General features: G+C 36.9%; 17 protein-coding genes and 2 pseudogenes. 10 read left to right on the forward strand and 9 right to left on the reverse strand.

Going from position 1 to position 20269, the window contains the following annotated elements; all coding sequences use genetic code 11:
* Positions 1–7: 7 nt before the first annotated feature.
* The 4 genes from K6I41_RS03640 (at position 8) to K6I41_RS03655 (ending at position 5184) form a co-directional block, all read left to right on the forward strand.
* Positions 8–1306 carry a DcaP family trimeric outer membrane transporter gene (locus tag K6I41_RS03640; RefSeq protein WP_013196950.1) on the forward strand — a complete coding sequence of 433 codons (1299 nt, stop codon included), beginning with the start codon at positions 8–10 and terminating at the stop codon, positions 1304–1306.
* A gap of 180 nt (positions 1307–1486) precedes the next feature.
* A complete protein-coding gene (locus K6I41_RS03645; RefSeq protein WP_250375218.1) occupies positions 1487–3136 on the forward strand; it encodes a phosphoethanolamine transferase in 1650 nt (549 codons plus the stop codon).
* A gap of 14 nt (positions 3137–3150) precedes the next feature.
* The gene (locus K6I41_RS03650) at positions 3151–3819 is read left to right on the forward strand and encodes a DNA-binding response regulator PmrA (RefSeq protein WP_005309947.1); all 669 of its coding nucleotides are present in this window, start codon (positions 3151–3153) and stop codon (positions 3817–3819) included.
* Between the two features lie 30 nt (positions 3820–3849).
* A complete protein-coding gene (locus K6I41_RS03655; RefSeq protein ID WP_199987520.1) occupies positions 3850–5184 on the forward strand; it encodes an ATP-binding protein in 1335 nt (444 codons plus the stop codon).
* Between the two features lies 1 nt (position 5185).
* Here the strand turns inward: K6I41_RS03655 and K6I41_RS03660 are convergent.
* From K6I41_RS03660 to K6I41_RS03670, 3 genes and pseudogenes are all read right to left on the reverse strand, one after another.
* Positions 5186–5894, reverse strand: a pseudogene (locus K6I41_RS03660) (phosphatase PAP2 family protein).
* A gap of 220 nt (positions 5895–6114) precedes the next feature.
* On the reverse strand, positions 6115–7302 hold the full coding sequence (locus tag K6I41_RS03665; RefSeq protein ID WP_250375219.1) for an ammonium transporter: 1188 nt from the start codon (positions 7300–7302) through the stop codon (positions 6115–6117).
* A gap of 302 nt (positions 7303–7604) precedes the next feature.
* Positions 7605–8489, reverse strand: coding sequence for a LysR family transcriptional regulator (locus tag K6I41_RS03670; protein ID WP_250375220.1), 885 nt, complete (start codon positions 8487–8489; stop codon positions 7605–7607).
* A gap of 120 nt (positions 8490–8609) precedes the next feature.
* Here K6I41_RS03670 and K6I41_RS03675 point away from each other — a divergent pair, with 120 nt between their 5' ends.
* Together K6I41_RS03675 and K6I41_RS03680 are read left to right on the forward strand one after the other, a co-directional pair.
* Positions 8610–9515 (forward strand): AEC family transporter, encoded by a 906-nt coding sequence (locus K6I41_RS03675; protein ID WP_250375221.1) that lies wholly within the window; start codon positions 8610–8612, stop codon positions 9513–9515.
* Positions 9516–9644: 129 nt separating this feature from the next.
* Positions 9645–10661: a molecular chaperone DnaJ gene (locus K6I41_RS03680; RefSeq protein ID WP_250375222.1), complete on the forward strand. Its 1017-nt coding sequence runs from the start codon at positions 9645–9647 to the stop codon at positions 10659–10661.
* A 50-nt stretch (positions 10662–10711) separates the two neighbouring features.
* Here the strand turns inward: K6I41_RS03680 and K6I41_RS03685 are convergent, their stop codons facing one another.
* The 3 genes and pseudogenes from K6I41_RS03685 to K6I41_RS19185 all read right to left on the reverse strand — a co-directional run.
* Complete coding sequence (locus tag K6I41_RS03685) at positions 10712–11833, reverse strand: hypothetical protein (protein ID WP_250375223.1); 1122 nt, start codon at positions 11831–11833, stop codon at positions 10712–10714.
* A 32-nt stretch (positions 11834–11865) separates the two neighbouring features.
* Entirely contained in the window at positions 11866–13401 is a 1536-nt protein-coding gene (locus K6I41_RS03690) for an AAA family ATPase (RefSeq protein WP_250375224.1), read from the reverse strand.
* Between the two features lie 81 nt (positions 13402–13482).
* Positions 13483–13605 (reverse strand): annotated as a pseudogene (locus K6I41_RS19185) (hypothetical protein); the annotation flags it as partial.
* Positions 13606–13690: 85 nt separating this feature from the next.
* Between K6I41_RS19185 and K6I41_RS03695 the strand changes: the two are divergent.
* Positions 13691–14269 (forward strand): class I SAM-dependent methyltransferase, encoded by a 579-nt coding sequence (locus K6I41_RS03695; RefSeq protein ID WP_250375225.1) that lies wholly within the window; start codon positions 13691–13693, stop codon positions 14267–14269.
* Between the two features lie 65 nt (positions 14270–14334).
* Here K6I41_RS03695 and K6I41_RS03700 read toward each other — a convergent pair whose 3' ends face one another.
* Positions 14335–17232, reverse strand: coding sequence for a valine--tRNA ligase (locus tag K6I41_RS03700; protein WP_250375226.1), 2898 nt, complete (start codon positions 17230–17232; stop codon positions 14335–14337).
* Between the two features lie 196 nt (positions 17233–17428).
* Here K6I41_RS03700 and K6I41_RS03705 point away from each other — a divergent pair, with 196 nt between their 5' ends.
* The 3 genes from K6I41_RS03705 to K6I41_RS03715 are packed head-to-tail and all read left to right on the forward strand — an operon-like array spanning position 17429 to position 19423.
* Positions 17429–18100, forward strand: coding sequence for a hypothetical protein (locus tag K6I41_RS03705; protein ID WP_250375227.1), 672 nt, complete (start codon positions 17429–17431; stop codon positions 18098–18100).
* A gap of 27 nt (positions 18101–18127) precedes the next feature.
* Complete coding sequence (locus K6I41_RS03710; protein WP_005309982.1) at positions 18128–18934, forward strand: SDR family NAD(P)-dependent oxidoreductase; 807 nt, start codon at positions 18128–18130, stop codon at positions 18932–18934.
* 54 nt (positions 18935–18988) lie between these two features.
* Entirely contained in the window at positions 18989–19423 is a 435-nt protein-coding gene (locus K6I41_RS03715) for a nuclear transport factor 2 family protein (protein WP_004789364.1), read from the forward strand.
* On the opposite strand, the gene K6I41_RS03720 is transcribed toward K6I41_RS03715, so the two are convergent.
* Positions 19420–19854 carry a YbjQ family protein gene (locus K6I41_RS03720; RefSeq protein ID WP_250375228.1) on the reverse strand — a complete coding sequence of 145 codons (435 nt, stop codon included), beginning with the start codon at positions 19852–19854 and terminating at the stop codon, positions 19420–19422. The genes K6I41_RS03715 and K6I41_RS03720 overlap by 4 nt on opposite strands.
* A 7-nt stretch (positions 19855–19861) precedes the next feature.
* The gene (locus tag K6I41_RS03725) at positions 19862–20212 is read right to left on the reverse strand and encodes a YbjQ family protein (protein WP_004789368.1); all 351 of its coding nucleotides are present in this window, start codon (positions 20210–20212) and stop codon (positions 19862–19864) included.
* Positions 20213–20269 lie beyond the last annotated feature (57 nt).

Consider the following 20269-nt stretch of genomic DNA (forward strand, 5'->3'; position numbering starts at 1 on the left):
GTTTTTGATGGATCTATTCCTTAATCGTAAATCTTTCGTTGTTAAAAGTTTAGCTCTTACAGTTACAGCTTTAATGATGAGTGGGGCACATGCTGCAACTTCCGACAAAGCGGAAATTCAACAGCTTCGTAAAGAAGTTGAGGCTTTAAAAGCTTTAATTCAACAACAAAGCCAAGTACAGCAACAACAACAGCAAGTACAGCAACAACAGCAAGTTCAACTCGCTGAAGTGAAAGCACAACCAGTTGCTGCACCAGTTTCACCGTTAGCAGGATTTAAATCTAAAGCTGGCGCTGATGTGAACCTATATGGTTTTGTTCGTGGTGACGCTAACTATATTATTGAAGGTGCGGATAACGACTTCGGTGATGTAAGTAAGTCAGACGGCAAAACGCATGATAAATTACGTGCGACTGCTAAAACGACACGCCTTGGTTTAGATTTTAATACGCCTGTAGGAGACGATAAAGTAGGTGGTAAAATCGAAGTCGATTTTGCTGGCTCAACATCAGACTCAAATGGCTCATTGCGTATTCGTCATGCTTATTTAACATATAACAACTGGTTGTTTGGTCAAACAACTTCAAACTTCCTGTCTAACCATGCACCAGAAATGATCGACTTCTCGACAAACATTGGTGGTGGTACTAAACGTGTTCCGCAAGTACGTTATAACTACAAGTTAGGTCCGACTACGCAACTATTTGTTTCTGCTGAAAAAGGTGATAGCACTACTTCGGTGACAGGCGATAGTATTAAATATAGCCTACCTGCATTAACTGCTAAAATCACTCAAGGCTATGCAGACGGCAGAGGTTCTGCTTCAGCTCGTGCATTAGTTGAAAATTATAAATCACAGCTTGCTGATGATGATAAAATTGGATGGGGTGTTGCTGTAGGTACTGACTTTAAAGTGTCTGATCCTTTAAAACTCTTTGCTGATGCATCATATGTTGTTGGTGATAATAGTTACTTATATGGTAGTAACACTCCTTATGCAGTAGAAGGTAATTCTATTGAGCAGAATAAATTTGTAGCGGTACAAGTGGGTGGAACTTATAAGATTTTACCTAACTTACGTTCTACTCTAGCATATGGTGCTCAATTCGCTGATGACGGTACTGATTTTGCAAGATTAAATGCTTCTGCAAATGAAAAAGTTCAACAAGCATGGCTTAACGTGATTTATACACCAGTTAAACCAATTGATTTGGGTCTAGAGTATGTAAATGGTAAGCGTGATACCTTTGAAGGTAAGTCTTACAAAGATAACCGTGTTGGTTTAATGGCTAAATATAGTTTCTAAGAACAATATTTAGTTAAAAATCAAAAAAGACGAGGTTAAATTTAACCTCGTCTTTTTATTAGAAAAAATTTGAAATAAGTATTTTTTAAGATTTATGTATTAGATCATTTTTTATTTAAGTCATTTTTAAGTTTCAATTTCTACAGTAAAGCATCATAAAAAGATTGTAGTTCCCCCAAGATGCTGAATTTTTTTTCTACCTTAAAAAATAAACAGATTTCACTGTTTATGTTTAATTTCATTATAGCCATTTGGTTAGGTGCAGTTTTAAATATTGGTTTTTATAACAAAGTACATCTTTTAACTCCATATTTTGGAGTAAAAGCTATTCTATTTTTAGCTGCTACAGTGCTTATTGTTGTTGCTGCGTATTATGCACTTTTACAAATTTTAAACTGGAAATGGACAGCCAAACTTTTTGCAATTTTGCTGGTTTTCATTGGTGGTTTTAGCTCTTATTTTGTAAATACGTTAGGTGTAATCATCTCGCCTGATCAGATTCAAAATATGATACAAACAGATGTATCTGAAGTTTCTGATTTAGTTTCATTACGCTTTGGACTTTGGACAGTTTTCTTCGTTGTTTTACCTATTATTTTAATTACTCAAGTAAAGCTTAAAAAAGAAAAAGTATCCCATTTGTTGTTGAAAAAAGTCGGTTCAATTATCGCTTCTTTTGCAATTGTTGGTATTCTGCTTTTTACATATTATGTGGATTTTGCAGCTATTTTTCGTGAACATCGTGATTTAAAAGGCATGATTTCTCCTCAAAACACTATTTCTTCTTTGATGTCTTATTATCATAAAAAGGCACCTAAGAAGAACTTACCGTTAATACATTATGGTCAAGATGCTCATCAGGTTCAGTCAGTACAAAAGAACCTGCCTAAATTAATGGTGCTGGTTGTCGGTGAGACAGCGCGTGCGGAAAGTTTTTCACTCAATGGTTATGCTAAAAATACGAATCCGGAGCTTTCTAAACAAGATATTTTGAATTTTTCTCAAGTAAGTTCATGTGGTACAGCAACAGCTGTTTCAGTTCCATGCATGTTCTCTGGCATGCCACGTGTTGACTATGATGAGCAATTAGCAAGTCATCGTGAAGGATTACTTGATATTGCAAAGCGTGCGGGCTATCAGGTGACTTGGATTGATAACAATTCTGGTTGTAAAGGCGCATGTGATCGTGTTGAGCAATATCAAATTCCAGAAAAGTTAAAGCAAAAATGGTGTAAAGATGGCGAATGTCTTGATGGTATTTTAATTGATAGCTTAAATGAATATTTAGCTACTATTCCTAAAGAAGACACGCGTCCACGTTTAATTGTTTTACATCAAGTCGGCAGTCATGGCCCAGCCTATTACAAGCGTGCACGTGTGGAATATCAAAAGTTTAAACCGACTTGCGATACTAATGCGATACAGGGTTGTTCTCCAACCGAATTAATAAATAGCTATGATAATTCAATCGTATATACAGACCATGTATTAAGTCAGATGATTAATAATTTAAAAGAAGTATCGAAATATCAAACAGGTTTATGGTATTTATCTGATCATGGCGAATCAACTGGCGAACATGGTTTATATTTACATGGTTCACCTTATGCAATTGCACCGACTCAACAAACACATGTACCAATGATTATGTGGTTCTCTGATAACTGGAAACAGCACAATCTTGCGCAAGTGAGTTGTTTAGGCCAACAAACGAAACAAAAGTTAAGTCAGGATAATTTATTCCCAAGTTTGTTAAGTATGCTGGATGTGAAAACTCAGGTCATTAACCCTCAACTGGACATGTTGCACTCATGTGCCCATGTGAATTAAAGCGAGCCTAGAACATGACAAAAATCTTAATGATTGAAGATGATTTTATGATTGCTGAGTCAACAATAACGTTGCTGCAATATCATCAATTTGAGGTGGAGTGGGTCAATAATGGCTTGGATGGTCTGGCTCAATTAGCTAAAAATAAGTTTGATATCATTTTATTAGACTTAGGTTTGCCGATGATGGATGGCATGCAGGTTTTAAAGCAAATCCGTCAAAGAGCTGTCACTCCAGTTTTAATCATTTCGGCACGAGACCAGTTGCAAAACCGCGTGGATGGATTAAACCACGGTGCAGATGATTACTTAATTAAACCATACGAGTTCGATGAGTTACTTGCCCGTATTCATGCGCTATTGCGCCGTACTGGAGTAGAGGCTCAGCTTGCGAATCATGAGCAACTTTTACAAAATGGCGATCTGGTTTTAAATGTTGAACAACATATTGCAACCTTTAAAGGCCAGCGGATTGATTTGTCGAACCGTGAATGGGCGATTCTTATTCCTTTAATGAGCCATCCAAATAAAATCTTTTCTAAGGCAAATCTTGAAGATAAGTTATATGATTTCGATAGTGAAGTGACCAGTAATACGATTGAAGTATATGTGCATCACTTGAGAGCTAAACTTGGAAAAGACTTTATTCGAACTATTCGAGGGTTGGGTTACCGTTTAGGGTAATCCTCGCTTCAATTTTGGAACTTTATAAAAGTGCATTATTCATTAAAGAAACGACTGATTTGGGGCACCTCAATTTTCAGTGTCATCTTAGGTTGTATATTAATTTTTAGTGCCTATAAGGTTGCACTTCAAGAAGTTGATGAAATTTTAGATACTCAAATGCAGTATTTAGCAGAACGAACAGCTGAGTATCCTTTAAGAACAGTAAGTAGTAAGTTTGATTTACATAAAACTTATCATGAAGAAGATTTGTTTTTAGATATTTGGGCTTATAAGGATCAGGCTCATTTATCTCACAGTTTACATCTGTTGGTTGCACCTGTTACACAAGCTGGTTTTTACTCTCATAAAACTAGCCAAGGCGTAGTGCGAACTTATGTTTTGCCTTTAAAAGATTACCAGATTCAGGTCAGTCAACAAGAACGAGTTCGCGAAGCTTTTGCTTGGGAACTTGCGGGAAGTATGTTTATTCCGTATTTAATTATTTTGCCATTTGCGATTTTTGCTTTGGCTGCAATTATTGGTCGAGGCCTAAAGCCGATAGATGACTTTAAAAATGAGCTGAAAGAACGTGATTCGGAAGAGTTAACTCCCATTGAAGTTTCGGACTATCCTCAAGAGTTATTGCCAACTATTGATGAAATGAACCGTTTGTTTGAGCGTATTTCTAAAGCTCAAAATGAGCAAAAACAGTTTATTGCAGATGCTGCTCATGAATTACGAACTCCTGTTACAGCTCTAAATTTACAAACCAAGATTTTAATCAGTCAGTTTCCTGAGCATGAAGCGCTGCAAAACTTGAGTAAAGGATTAGCGCGTATTCAGCATTTGGTTACCCAGCTTTTGGCTTTGGCTAAGCAAGATGTCTCTTTAAGTGTGATTGAACCGACCAGAACTTTTCAACTCAATGATGTTGCTTTAAATTGTGTTGAACAATTGGTTAATTTAGCTATGCAAAAAGATATTGACCTAGGGTTTGTCCGTAACGAACCTATTGAAATGCATAGTGTTGAGCCAACAGTACACTCAATTATTTTTAACTTAATTGATAATGCAATTAAATACACGCCTCATGAAGGAATGATTAACATTTCAGTCTTTACTGCTAAAGATGGCGATGCGTGTATACAAATTGAAGATAGCGGTGCAGGGATTGACCCTGAACATTATGATAAAGTTTTAAAACGTTTTTATCGTGTACACCACCACCTTGAAGTGGGTAGTGGTTTAGGTTTATCAATTGTTGACCGAGCGACTCAGCGTTTAGGTGGAACTTTGACACTAGATCGAAGCTTAGAGCTTGGTGGACTCTCTGTTTTAGTTAAATTGCCTAAAGCTCTACATATTCATGAAGTAAGAACTTGATTTAAACAAGTTCTTGCTTGATTCGTTTTTCAAATTCAAAGCGGTGAATACATACTTTATAAAATAAGATATTCACTGCCCAAACCACCCAGCCTGTCCATAAATTGTGGCTAAGGAAATGGGCGCCACGCATCATTTGTCCCCAGCCCATTAGAAAGCCTAAGATAATGCCAGCGATCAGATAAAAATAGGCACGCTTAGGTTGCTCAAGGCGATAAACAAAAAAGCCTGTCATTAAAATAAAGCCTGCACTTGCGTGGCCGCCTGGAAAACAATGGCCATGCGTAGCGGTAAAGTCCCATACATAACTTAAAGCAGTCGGATGAACCATGTTCCAAGGGCAAGCGTGAGCAGATTGCGATTTTAATAGGCCAACTACACCGCTACCAATCATGCTCACAAAAAACATATAGCCATATTGCCAGCGATAAAGCTTCAATTTTTCTACTTTAAATGACGCAATCCACAGAAATAAAAAGATCACATAAACGGTGGTAATGATTTGTTTTACGATTTCATGGTTAACTCTGACAAGGTACCAATTGTCCCGATTAAAGAAATGACCCGTTGAATCCATCCAAGGCTGGATGAAATACATATCAATTTTCCCACCCACTGGAAATATAAATAAAAGTATAAAAAAACTAAGGGCAAGAAAAATAAGCTGAAGTTGAAAAAATTGTTTTTGTTGGTTCATTGCCATGCAACATCAATTTGAGTGTGAGTTGAAGGCATTACATAAAATAAAACTTAAATTGTTCTTAAACTAAACAAAATTTAATGTTGAAATAAAGTTAAGACTTAAAAAATAATATTGATGATTCATATATATATTATTTATTTGGAATTTTTTTAATTGATTTGGGTAGGCAAGGACTTTAAAACTTAATGATAAGCAGGATATTTTGACCCTGCTTATCAATTGTTGAGTTAGAACATACCTTCTTCAGAGTTTGCAGAAATTTTATGAATAGATAAATCTGCCCCTCTAAACTCATCTTCTTGAGATAAACGAATACCAATAGTTGCTTTAAGTATACCGTAGACAATAAAACCACCAGCGAGCGCAATCGCAATCGCAAGCACTGTACCAATGAGCTGTGAAATAAAAGATACACCGCCTAAACCACCAAGCCATTTTTGACCGAATAGACCTACTGCAATACCACCAAATGCGCCGCATACGCCGTGTAAAGGCCATACACCCAACACATCATCTACTTTGAGCTTGTTTTGGGTGTAGGTGAATAGATACACGAACATTGCACCAGCTGCACCACCAATAACCAGCGCACTGACTGGATGAACAATGTCAGAACCAGCACAGATTGCAACTAAGCCCGCAAGTGGTCCGTTATGTAAGAAACCAGGGTCATTTTTCCCAATCGCATTTGCTGTAATTGTTCCGCCGACCATAGCCATGAGTGAGTTAATGGCAACCAGACCTGAAATTGCATCAACACGTTGCGCACTCATCACGTTAAAGCCAAACCAACCTACAATTAAAATCCATGAACCGAGCGCTAAAAATGGAATAGAAGATGGCGGATGAGCACTTACACGACCATCCTTCTTATAACGACCAGAACGGGCACCTAATAAAATCACGGCAGCAAGTGCAATCCAACCACCCATAGCATGTACCACGACCGAACCTGCAAAGTCGTGAAAGGCTGCACCAAAAGTTACTTCTAACCATTTTTGCAGACCGTAGTTACCATTCCAGACCATACCTTCGAAAAATGGATAAACCAGTGCAACTAAAGCGAGTGTCGCAATTGCTTGTGAACGCATTTTTGCACGTTCAGCAATACCACCCGAAATAATGGCAGGAATAGCCGCAGCAAAAGTGAGTAAAAAGAAGCAACGCATGAGATTGTAGCCATGATCACTTGCGAGGCTTGTGCCATCATGGAAGAAGTGCTGACCATAAGAAATGTAGTAGCCAACAAAGAAATATGCGATTGCAGAGAGGGCAAAGTCAGTCAGAATTTTACTAAGTGCGTTCACCTGATTTTTATGGCGAACCGTACCAAGTTCCAAGAATGCAAAACCTGCGTGCATGGCAAGAACCAAAACAGCACCAAGTAATAAGAAAAATAGATCTACATTTTGCATAGCATGCTCGAAAAAAGTGCTAAATTCCATTTTGGAACAAATCTGGGTCTGTAAATTGCACCAAAATAGATTTAAGGAATCTAAAAACTTAAGTTTGTCGAAACAAACTCAATTGCATAAAAATGAATATGCAATAAGCGCACCAATTTAGATTGGATAATGGGGTTTTGACGACAAATGGTGCGTTGATTTGGTCAAGATAGGGCAGTAATGGCGCTTTTTATGTTAAAAATCATCTAATACGTTTATAAATTGACCTAAAAAAGTTCGTTATCAAATTCCTAAAAATTATTCGTAATCATTTAATGATTTGACCAAACCTCTTGGGCAACTTCAATAAATGCTTTCACAGCGGGACTCATGTGCTTTTTATTTTTGACTGCGAGTCCAATAGAACGTTTAAGGTTCGGTTTAAAAGGGCGTTTAACTACATTTGGATAGAGTGAGAGTAACTCTTTAGTAATTACCATATCAGACACAATGGAAACACCTAACTGGTTGTGGACCATGCTGACGATACTCAGAATTTGTGATACATAAAATTTGATGTCTGGTTTCACATTAAAGTTTTTTAAAATTAATTCGACCTGATGTCTACTGCCTGCCATTGTCATGATAAAAGGGCAGTTTTCTAGCTGTGCTGGATCAATATAGAGTTGTTGCGCCAGTGGGTAACCATTCGGAATTAGGGCAACAAAACGGTCTTCGATTAAAGGGAAAGTATCGAACCGCTCATCTGGCATAATCAAAAAACCGACTTCTATACGCCGTTCCAATAACCATTGAGCTACTTCTTTATCCTCACCTTCATCAATATAAATTTCGATTTTAGGATAGCGCTGCCGAAAGCTTTCTAAAATTTCAGGCAATAGATAAATGGATGATGAAGCCCCAAAAGATCCGATATGTAATGTGCCTTCATTTAAACCATGTATCGCAGCCACTTCTTTTTCTAATGTATTGGAAATACTCAATAGCTCTTTTACATGAGTGAGTAACTGCTGACCTGTTGTAGTCAGCTCAATATCACTTTGAGTTCTTGAAATGAGGTTAATACCCCATTGTTGTTCTAATGACTTAAGCGCATGAGAAACTGCCGACTGTGAAATTCCCAGCTTTTCTGCTGTAGCAGTAAAGCTTTTTAGTTCAGCAATAAGTGCGAAAATTTCAAGCTGGGTAAATGTCATGTTGTATTTGTTATGAGTAAAAACTCATTTTATCATGAGTTTTCATTATCTTTAATATATGAGTAAGCCAAAGGAATTGCCAAAAAATAGCAAGCCCTTCAACCAAACTCGAGTAAAGAAATGAATAGCATTGTTTTATCTCTTTTTCCCTTAGTTGCATTAATTGCATCGGGATACCTGTTTAAAAAATATCGTTTTTTTAGCGATGAGTTTTGGGCTGGGGCAGAGAAGCTCAATTACTATATTTTATTTCCCGCTTTGCTTTTTAGTACGCTATCGACTGCGAAAATTGACTTACAAAGTTTGACTACAGCCATTATTGCCATGTTGATTGTGGTTTTGGCAGTCACCATTTTCTTGTACCTACTTCGCGTGTTTTGGCACATACCACCTGCACGTTTTGGAGTGCATGTACAAAGTATGGTTCGCTTTAATACTTATATTGGTTTGGCGTTAGTGACTTCGCTTTTTAAAAGTGAAGGAATGGCAATACTGGCAATTTTATTGGCGCTTTGCATTCCGCTTGTGAACGTTATTTCGGTGCTTGCTCTAACCTCTAAAGAACACATGGCAATTAAACCTGTTTTGATTGCACTCCTTAAAAACCCGTTAATTGCATCGTGTGTGGTGGGAGCGGCAGTCAATGCACTTCACATCCCGATTTGGGAAGGCTTTTCTAGCTTTATTAAGCTTTTTTCAGCATCAAGTTTGCCACTGGGGTTGTTATGCGTAGGTGCTGCTTTACAGTTTATGCAAATTAAAAAAGATATTGTCGTGTTGGCGGCAGACACTTTTGCACGACTTTTAGCAGTGCCTGCTTTGGCTTATATGGTTTGTACTTGGTTTGGTTTACCAAGTTTGCAAACACAAATTTTAGTCATTTTCTTTGCGCTACCGACTGCTTCTGCTTCATACATTTTAACCAAAGTTTTGGGTGGCGACAGCCAACTCATGGCAGCAGTAATCAGCTTTCAAACCCTATGTGCAGCTGTGACGTTGCCAGTGATGATTTGGTGGATTTCTTAAGATATAAACCTTTAGGTAAGACACGTTCTATTTTCTAAACATTAATAGGCTGATTCTTATTTAAAGAATGCTTTGCTACCTTCCTCATCTAATTATTGCTAAACTTTTTTCTTTTTCAGGTGGATGAGTATGTCCTTTGATCTCAAAGTGAGCTTGCAGCAAAGGTCTGAACCGTCTGCACAGCAGAAAAAACTTAATCGCCTGATTGATAAAATAGAACAGCAAAAAGTTAGCCTTAGCACATGGCAAAATGCGCAAGCTGAGATTCAACAGCACATACGGCAAAAACTGATGCCCGTGTATAGCGATTTGCATGAAGTCTTATTTCAGCAGTTGGATCAACTTTGGAATATGTTGCATAGCCACGAGTTTTCCAAAGCGGATATGCAACAACTTGATGAAAAAATTGCCCAGCTTTCACACATGTTGAAGCGCTCCAAAATGCTTTCTGCTGAACAGTTGGAGTTGGTGAAGCAGATCGATACCTTTTATCAGCAACATGCGGGGGAATCGGCAAAAAAGACTAAAAAAGCTCATTCAATAAAATTTGAATATGATGAAAGTACTGAGCAAAGTGCAGAATTTGATGAAGACTTTGAACAGTATGCGGCTGAGCAACAACAAGCGCGAGAACAAGCCAAACAGCAAAGGCAGCAACAGAAATGTGAACAAGCTGAGCAAATGGCAGCGCAGTCACTCAAAACAGTTTATTTAAAAATTGCTGCGATGATTCACCCAGACCGTGAACAAGATGAAACCAAAAAAGAAGAAAAAACTGAGTTGTTCCAACAAGCAAGTCAGGCCTATGAAAAGCAGGATTTGTTTTATTTACTCAAACTTCAGTTACAGCTTGAACAGAATAAAGGAGTAGGGGCTAAAGAATTATCTGCTGAGCAATTGCGGTTTTACAAACTTGCTTTGGATGCACAAAGCCAGCAGCTTGAAAGCCAACTTGCTGAGATTTTGGATTCTTTTCAGTTAGCCAAGAATGTGAAAGCGGAGCATGTACATATTAGTGATGTTTATAAAGCTATAGATGCTGATTGTGCTGAGTTGAAGCAGCAGGTGAAGTGGGAAAAGGAACGCTTAAAGCATATGAAAAAAGTGAGTGGGGTGGAGATGTTGTTGGAGCATGGGGTGTTATAATTTTTAAAAGCATATATCCCCCTAACTTTAAAAGTAAAGGGGGAATACAATTAAGAAAATCTAATTTTGGGAAGTGCACATGAAAGCCAAAATACAGTTTCTCCTATACCAAACCACTCAATGTTCGTGGGATCATTTCTTATAATTTCAAAAGTCTTATGACTACTTTCAGTATTTAGAAAATTAATAACGTGATCTAGAGTTTTCTCACTACTTCCTTCTAAGAATATACAATTTTTTTCTTTCAATTGTCTATGAATTTTACAATTAGCGTGTTCATCAAACTCACAATCTTTAATAATTTTCTTATCTTTAAGGAAATTATAAACTTGATTCCAATATTTACCTTTAGGCGTACTTCCTCCAAGGTGAGTATAGAATTTTTTTGTAAAACCTAGCTTTATATCTATATAGGAATAAAAATTGATAGTTGATTCCGCATCCAAGTTTCTTAAGATTTTTAATCTTTCAAAAGGGATATAAGGTGTGTTTTCTAGGAGTTTTTCAGGGATTAAATTTTCAGCTTCACGGCAATTAGTATTTGAAAAAAAAGCTAACCATGAATCACTTTCTACTAAAACTTTACATTTTTTAGCATTATCACTAATTTCACAATTAGGAGAAAATTTATCACTATCTTTAAAACAAAAAATAAACTCTTGCTTTTTATTTAGTTGGTTTCTTAACTCCTCTGTAATTGTATCTCCACCACCACCTTGGAAATGGTTGGATATCTTTAATGAAGGAAAGTTTTTCCTATTTTTGATTCGAAAGTGTTCTGCTGCATAATTTAAAAAATAAGAATCATTAAGATTTTCTGCCAGTATTAAAATTCCTTTTGAAAGAAAACCAGGTTTAATTTCATTTATATTTATAATCCATCTCTTATCAATATTACTTATGTTATAAGTATTCGCAGTAATAATAATCTTATAGGGAATGCTATTGTAAAATGATTGATTGGTTGCATAATTATTAAGAGCGAATGAAGCAGCTTCTCTAGCTGGCTTTGAAAAGTCACTACACTCGGAGAATTTTTTTAATAAACTTCTACTACCACTTATAATAAAATAACCTTCACTAAAACCATCTAATAAATACCCTAAATTTTTCAAATTTTCACAGTTTTCCAAATCTAGTTTGTCTAGAGAATCATCTAAATGAATATACACGAATCAAGTCTCAAAATTAATAAATTATAAAGTTAGCTAAAGAAACCAAATGGCCAATTTTCTAATATTCCTTCCTCATTAAAATTAGAATGAATAATATTTGTTTGACCAGATTCATTGTCAAAAATTAATATTTGAACATCTTCAGTATCTAAATTCCCTTCTTCAATTAATTCTCCAAGTCTATTTATTAAGTGGGGACTATGAGTTTCATAAATAAAATGATATGTTCTATCTAAATATTTTAGTTGATTAATAATATCAACTGTTATATCAGCAATTTTAGCTTGATAAGCAGGATGTAAATGGAGCTCAGGTTGTTCCACAACTAAGCAGCCTTGATCTTCACTTTTATTATTATAAACAGCACTCCACAACTGTAAAATAACAGGTAAAAGTTGGGAGTAACCAACACCTAGATCTGCAAGATTAATAGTTTCCCTTGTATCTTTATTCATAATTAAATGTAGGGAAATATGCCCAGTGCTATCTTCTGTTGAGAATTCTAAATCAAAATGTTTGTTAATTAGCTCTTTTAGTTTCTCATGTTTATGGTTTTCTAGAAGAAACATAGCAATATTTGATCCTTTAGAGTCGACCTCATCTATCGCTAATTCTTGTTTTCTATAGTAACGTTGTGCCGTTGCTCTAAGTGGTTCAAGATATCTTACTTGTGAAAAAAAAGATGATATTGAGTTATTATAAAAATCTAGAATTCTTTCAATATTTGAAATTATATATATTTCTTTTAAGTCATGGATTCTTTCTTCAATAACACCTAATTTTTGAAAAGCTTTGATATCATAGTTATTTAACAAAGATTCATGAAGTAAATCAATTACCTTGTCAATATCCTTCTTATTAATTTCCTTTTTAAAATTCTTTTCTATAAGAATAGGAAATAAAAAATTATTATTTTTAATAAAAAAATCAATATATTGATGTAATTTTTTTTGGGATGTTACTGAATTATCTTGTTTTAAATCTATTTTTATATTTGGTAAAATTTGTCTTTGTTCTATTTTATAAAAATCATCAATCTCTAACTCATATGTATGATCGTTTATAGTTGCATAAATTTTATTGGATTTAGGTTTAATTATAAATTCTATATAATCGTTTAAAAGTAAAATGTTTACAGTATATTGAGGGTCTTTTGAGTTTATATCAAGGAGATTAATAGAGATTGAGGTTTTAATTTTTGTATCATCAGCATCATTAAAAATATTTTTTTGAATTCCTCTCGATATTAATCTAGTTGAACTAAAAATATTGATATAATCATATTTAGACATTTCTATATTAAAAGAAAATTTTATTCCCTCCTCGGTACTTTTTTTATGTATTGATGTATTAAAATCACCGAAATCAACTAGCCGACCATACCATAATATAGGTGATTTTTTTTGCGATTCACAACTCTGGCGCAGTAGAGGAAATGATCTTGCAAATGTACTTTTGCCAACACTATTACGCCCAACTAATATTGTTAAAGGTTTTAAGTTGATAAAGCCTGTATCTTTTAAACTTCTTAAATTTTGTATTCTTATTGAATCTAACTTACTCATAAAAAATCTCCTTATGGAAATGGGGATTTTATCGTGTTTTTTTACTTAATAACAACACATCTAATACTAAAGCGCAGCGATCTACTCCATATTTACTTTAACTTTCTCTAACAGAGCAGCAAGCTCCGCTTTTTGACCCTCAACAACCGCTGCTGGTACTTTAGATATAAAGCCTTCATTTGCAAGTTTGCCCGCGATTTGGTCGGTAGCTTCTAAAATAAGAAATTGTTGAGGTTATATTCTTTATAAAATATAGTGTGAAAATTATAAAAATTAAAAGATCGGATTTATGAATGAAAAATTTATTCAATTATCAAGAGAACTTAAACATAGACCTATTTTAGAGAAGGCTTTAGGTCATTTTCCTAACTTACCTTTAATTGCTATAGATTGCGGCTGTGGTGCTGGCAATGAATCTGCTTACCTATTATCAAAGGGATTTAATGTTTATGCTTTTGATATTTCAATTGAGGCGCAAAAATTCTGTGCTGAGCGATTCAAGGATGACTCTAAATTTATTTTCTATCATGAATCTTTTGAAGACTTTAATTTTCCATCTGCAAGCTTAATTATTGCTTCATCAAGTCTATTCTTTTGCGATCCAAGCTATTTCGAGCGTGTAATTAAACGAATTATAAATGCACTTCCTGAAGGCGGAATTCTTGTAGTTGATTTATTGGGGACTCAAGATGAATGGGTTATTAGAGAACCTAAAAAATTTATAGGTTTTACTTATCAAGATATAGCCGATTTATTCTTATGCGATTTTAATTTATTGTTTCATAAAGAAATGAATGAAAATTTGCCCTTATTGAATGGTTACATAAAATCATGGCATCTTCATATGCTGATTCTACAAAAAAAGTAATTTTTAAATATAGAAAAACCCAGAACCTGCTTGCACAGATTCTGGGTTTATTCGACTAAAAAAGCTTAAAGCGCAGCAATCTGCTCCATATTCGCTTTAACTTTCTCTAATTGAGCAGCAAACTCAGCAAGCTTCGCTTTTTCACCTTCAACAACTGCTGCTGGTGCTTTAGATACAAAGCCTTCGTTTGCAAGTTTGCCCGCGATTTGGTCGTGTTGCTTTTGGATTTTATCCAAATCTTTTTGCAAACGAGCAAGCTCAGCTTTAGGGTCAATTAAGCCTTTCATTGGTACAAATACCGATGCATGGCTAACAACGCTAGAGCAAGACAAAGGTGGTTCTTGGTCTTTATTCAAGAACTCAATGCTTTCAACTTTAGCCAATGCTTTGAACAATGCTTCAATACGAATGATTTGTTCACGTTCAGCGTCAGACGTGTTTTGAAGTAATACTGGCAACAAGCGCGCATTACCTAAACCTAACTCACCACGAATGTTACGTACTGCACCAATCAAACCTTGAAGCCATTGCATATCTGCTTCAGCTTGTTCATTGATTTTTGCTTGCTCAGGAATAGGGTATTGAGCAGTCATAATCGTTGGACCGCCTTGACCAAGCATTGGTGCAAGCGTTTGCCAGATTTCTTCTGTCAAATACGGCATTAACGGATGAGCCAAACGTAAAGAAGCTTCCATTACAGCAAGTAATACACGACGTACTTCAGCTTTACGCTCTTCTGAAACTTCTGCATCGTTTAGAACTGGTTTAGTTAACTCAACGTACCAGTCACAGTATTCATTCCAGATAAAGTCGTAAATCGCTTGAGCAGCAAGGTCTAAACGATACGTTGCAAACGCTTGATGTACAGCAGCTTCAGCTTTTTGCAGACGGCTCATAATCCATTGTTCTGGAAGTTCCCATAGATCAGGGCGCGCTTCTTGACCAACAGTTTGACCTTCAACATTCATCAGAACGAAACGAGTCGCGTTCCAGATTTTGTTACAGAAGTTACGGTAGCCTTCAACACGTTTTAAGTCGAACTTGATGTCACGACCAGTGTTTGCAAGCGCACAGAACGTGAAACGTACTGCGTCAGTACCATAAGCATTAATACCTTCTGGGAACTCTTTGCGCGTTGATTTTTCAATCTTCGCAGCATCTTTCGGGTTCATTAAGCCAGTTGTACGTTTTGCAACTAAGCTTTCTAAATCAATACCGTCAATCAAGTCTAATGGATCAAGCACGTTACCTTTAGACTTCGACATTTTTTGACCTTCACCATCACGTACCAAGCCGTGAACGTAAACAGTCTTAAATGGAACTTGAGATGAACCATCTTCATTTTTCATGAAGTGCAGGGTCATCATAATCATGCGGGCAACCCAGAAGAAAATGATGTCAAAACCAGTCACCAACACATCTGTTGGGTGGAAAGTTTTTAAGAAATCATTTGCTGCATCTTTTTGTGCGTCGCCAGTCCAACCTAAAGTTGAGAATGTCCAAAGTGCAGATGAGAACCACGTATCAAGAACGTCTTCGTCTTGTTTAAGTTCAACGTCAGCAGCGATGTTATTTTTCGTGCGTACTTCTTCTTCGTTACGGCCAACATAGATGTTGCCATTTGCATCGTACCAAGCTGGAATACGGTGACCCCACCAAAGCTGACGAGAAATACACCAGTCTTGAATGTCACGCATCCATGCCATGTACATGTTGCTGTACTGCTCTGGAACAAACTTAATACGACCATCTTGAACTGCTTCAATTGCAGGCTCAGCAAGCGGAGCAATTTTTACGTACCATTGGTCAGTAAGTAACGGCTCAATGATCACGCCAGAACGGTCGCCGCGTGGAGCTTTTAAGTCATACGGTTGGATTTGATCTAACCAGCCTTCAGCTTCAGCTTGAGCAACTAATTTTTTACGTGCTTCAAAACGTTCTAAACCAGCATATTCCGCAGGTGCAGTAATGGTTTTAGAAATCTGTTCGCCAGCTTTTGCAATATATTCAAACTCGCCTAAAACTTCGGCATTTTTGTTGAAGATATTAATGATTGGCAAGCTATTGCGTTTACCTAGGTCATAGTCATTGAAGTCGTGAGCAGGCGTGATTTTTACACAGCCAGTACCGAAGTCTTTTTCAACGTAGTCGTCGGCAACGATCGGAATTAAACGACCCGTAATTGGCAATACAATGTTTTTACCAACAAGGTGTGCATAACGCTCATCTTCAGGATGAACAGCAACCGCAGTATCACCAAGTAATGTTTCAGGACGAGTTGTTGCAACGACTAAATAGTCTTTGCCGTCTTGAGTTTTAACTGATTTGTCTTCAAAGAAATATTTAAAGTGCCAAAGTGAGCCTTTTTCTTCTTTGCTTTCTACTTCAAGGTCAGAAAGTGCTGTTTGAAGTTTAGGGTCCCAGTTTACAAGGCGCTTACCACGGTAAATTAAACCGTCTTCGTGCAAACGAACGAATACTTCTTTAACTGCGTTAGATAAACCTTCGTCCATCGTGAAGCGTTCACGTGACCAGTCTACAGATGAACCTAAGCGACGAATTTGTTTCGTAATTGTGCCGCCAGATTGTTCTTTCCATTCCCAAACTTTTTCGATGAACTTATCACGGCCTAAGTCATGACGAGTTACACCTTGTAAGCCAAGTTGACGCTCAACAACCATTTGCGTTGCAATACCAGCATGGTCAGTACCCGGTTGCCACAAAGTGTTTTTACCCATCATACGGTTATAACGGGTGAGGGCATCCATAATGGCATTGTTAAAGCCATGGCCCATGTGCAAACTACCTGTGACGTTTGGTGGTGGAATCATGATACAGAATGATTCACCGTGACCAGAAGGTTTGAAGTAACCTTGTTCTTCCCACGTTTGGTACCACTTCTTTTCGATCTCGGTTGGATCGTATGTGGTCGCAATATTTTGAGCGGTTTGAGCGTCAGTCATAGTAGCTTAGATCGAATATGCATAAAAAATTGCACCTATTGTATCAAAAAAATGCCTCGAAATTAATGTGCTGAAAACAGATAAACGGTTTTGTATTTTTTTCAAAAAACGGTAGATTTATGAAGGATGGATCACAATTTAATCGTGTAGACACACGGCACAAAAATTACAAACGAATTGAAAAAGGATGTTGCTCATGAGTTATGAAGTTTTTTTGAAAATTTCCGATTCAACTTATACCCAATTCGAGACCATTCGACAGAAACTGCATGATGGGATAAGTCAAAGTCAGGCAAAACCTTTAGGCGATGTACTCTCTGATCTTTCTTGTGAAATTATTGAGCAGGTATTTTCTGTGCTTTTACAGTCAGGAAGTGCAACCATGTCTCCAAAGCAACAAGCTGAGTCTGAAAAAGTTATTCAGCAGGTCTTAGAGACTTTTCGAAAATATATGCCTTGGTCAGTTTCATTTTTTGGAAATGAGCGTCTTTTGCCTTTAGTCGATTACATGACGTCTCTGATGAAAGAACAGGGGCAACAAGTTTATATTACCTACCCAGTTACCCTGCAGCTCGTACAACAAGCTCAACACCTTACGCAGCAAATTCGTGACGGTAATATGCAAAGTATTGCAGCTGCTTTTGAAACCTTAATACAAATTGTAGATTTAGGCGTAACAAGCCTAGTACGTGAGCCTAAAAAGCGTTTAAAATTTAATTTAGTTGTCGATAAAACTCTTAACGGAGTAATCAACATGACGACGCATTTGGGCTATAAACGTTTGGAAAAGTTAGGTACACAGGTCGATCAGACCACAGCAACTCATTATATCAACCACTTTTTGGCCTTCATGCATCAAGCAGCATAATTTAAAAAGATAATAGGAACATAAAGCATGGCCAAACTTGATACTTTGCAAAATAAAGTGGTATGGATTACGGGAGCATCTTCTGGTCTGGGTAAGGCCTTAGCCGGTGAGTTGGCTTTGCAAGGGGCCGAAGTGATTTTGACCTCGCGTCGTTTTGAAGAATTAGAAGAAGTTCGGGTTGGCTTGTTAAACGCTGACCGTCATTTGTCGGTGGTTGCTGATATTACTGATGAAAAACAAGTAAACGAAGCTTATAAGCAGATTTTAAAAGCGAAAGGGCGAATTGACTGGCTCATCAATAATGCAGGTTTAAGCCAACGTGCTTTAATTAAAGATACGACAATGGCAACCGAACGGGCCATTATGGAAGTCGACTATTTCTCTCAAGTGGCATTAACTAAAACTGTGCTGCCGACCATGCTAAAACAAAAGTCTGGTCGTGTTGTATTTGTGTCGAGTGTAGCGGGTTTATTAGGGACTCAGTACCGTGCAAGCTACTCTGCTGCTAAGGCGGCAATTCACATGTGGGCAAATAGTTTACGTGCTGAAGTCTCCGATCAAGGTGTTGAAGTTTCAGTTATTTTCCCAGGCTTCGTAAAAACTAACGTTTCGTTCAATGCACTAAATGGTGCTGGGCAACCTCAAGGTCATCAAGATGAGGCTATCGAGAATGGTTTAGAGGCAGATGTATTTGCAGAGCAATCTGTAAAAGCATTAATGCAGGGTCAAGAATATATTGTTGTTGGTGGAGCAAAGGAAAAACTAGGTGTGATGGTTTCTCGGATGTCACCAAAACTTCTTTATAAAATGATTAGGAAAACAAAAGTAAAATAAAAAAGTGATTTCGCCATGCTAAATTGATGGAAAAACCCGCATAGAAGGTTCACCATGGATCAAGATTATCACCGTATTTTAGACGTCATTACGCGTTTTCAATTGGTCTTTGACCAGAAAAATTGGGACGCTTTTGATGAGTTATTGGCAGATCAACTTGAGGTGGACTATTTCCAGTTTAGGGGAGAGCCTTTATGTGTCGTGTCTTGTCATGAATATAAAGGTTCTAGGCAACAAGCTTTATCGCATTTACGGCTACAGCACAATTTGAGTAATCCTCTGATTCGTATTGAACAAGATCAAGCATGGTTAGAATGTAATTATCAAATTTATCGTTTTTCGGAAAATGATTATTTTCATTCGTTTGGTCGTTATTATTTTACTTTGGCAAAACAACAAGAGAGTTGGAAAATTACCGGAATTTGCCAACACTTAACTAAAAATATTGGCAATCCGCGCATTCATTTTTCTGCTATGGGGCAGTGCTAGTCTTTTACTGCTGTACCATAAGCAAATACTTCAACCATGCCACCTTGCATACCAAGTTCGGTTGTACTCAGCCGAACTCCCATAATATGGTTAGCTCCTGCGGTATGGGCTTGTTGTTTTAAGCGAACAATGGCTTCACGGCGAGCACGCTCAACTACACTTTCATAACTGGTAAGTCTTCCACCCAAAACATTCTTAATGGATGCCAATACGTATTTAAAGTAGTCATGAGAAATTACGACATTACTACTAATAAAATGACCTCGCTGATCACTCGTTGCAAAACGATTGGTATTAATTCGGATATGGGCCAGTCGTTGTTCTTTTTCTAGAAGTTCATTCAAATGTTTTCGTTCAATATGGCGCCCAAAACCCCAACCAATACTGAAAAGAATTAGAAAAATAACAAGCTGAAAAATAAGATTGTCCATTTTCTACCTATGCACTAAATGGATCTGGTAGATGGGGCGCTTGAGGTTGAACAACCACAGCCGTACCATATACGAATAATTCAGAAGCACCTTGGGCAATATTTGAAGTTGAAAACCGAATACCAACAATTGCATTCGCACCAAGTTGCTGAGCTTTGGCAATCATGCGATCCATGGCTTCTTGGCGGGATTCTTCTAATAATTCGGTATAGCCTGTAAGTTCACCACCTACAATATTTTTTAAACTTGCCATCAAATCACGGCCAACATGCTTACTACGGACGGTACTTCCATAAACAACATCAAGTTGCTTTACAATCTGGTGGCCCGGAACACTTTCTAAATTACTCAGTAACATTGTTTTTTATCAATCTAAATTCTTAAGGTTTCAAGATAAAAAATATTCACATCAGAT

The organism is Acinetobacter sp. AS23, from assembly GCF_023612055.1.
Classification (GTDB): domain Bacteria; phylum Pseudomonadota; class Gammaproteobacteria; order Pseudomonadales; family Moraxellaceae; genus Acinetobacter; species Acinetobacter oleivorans.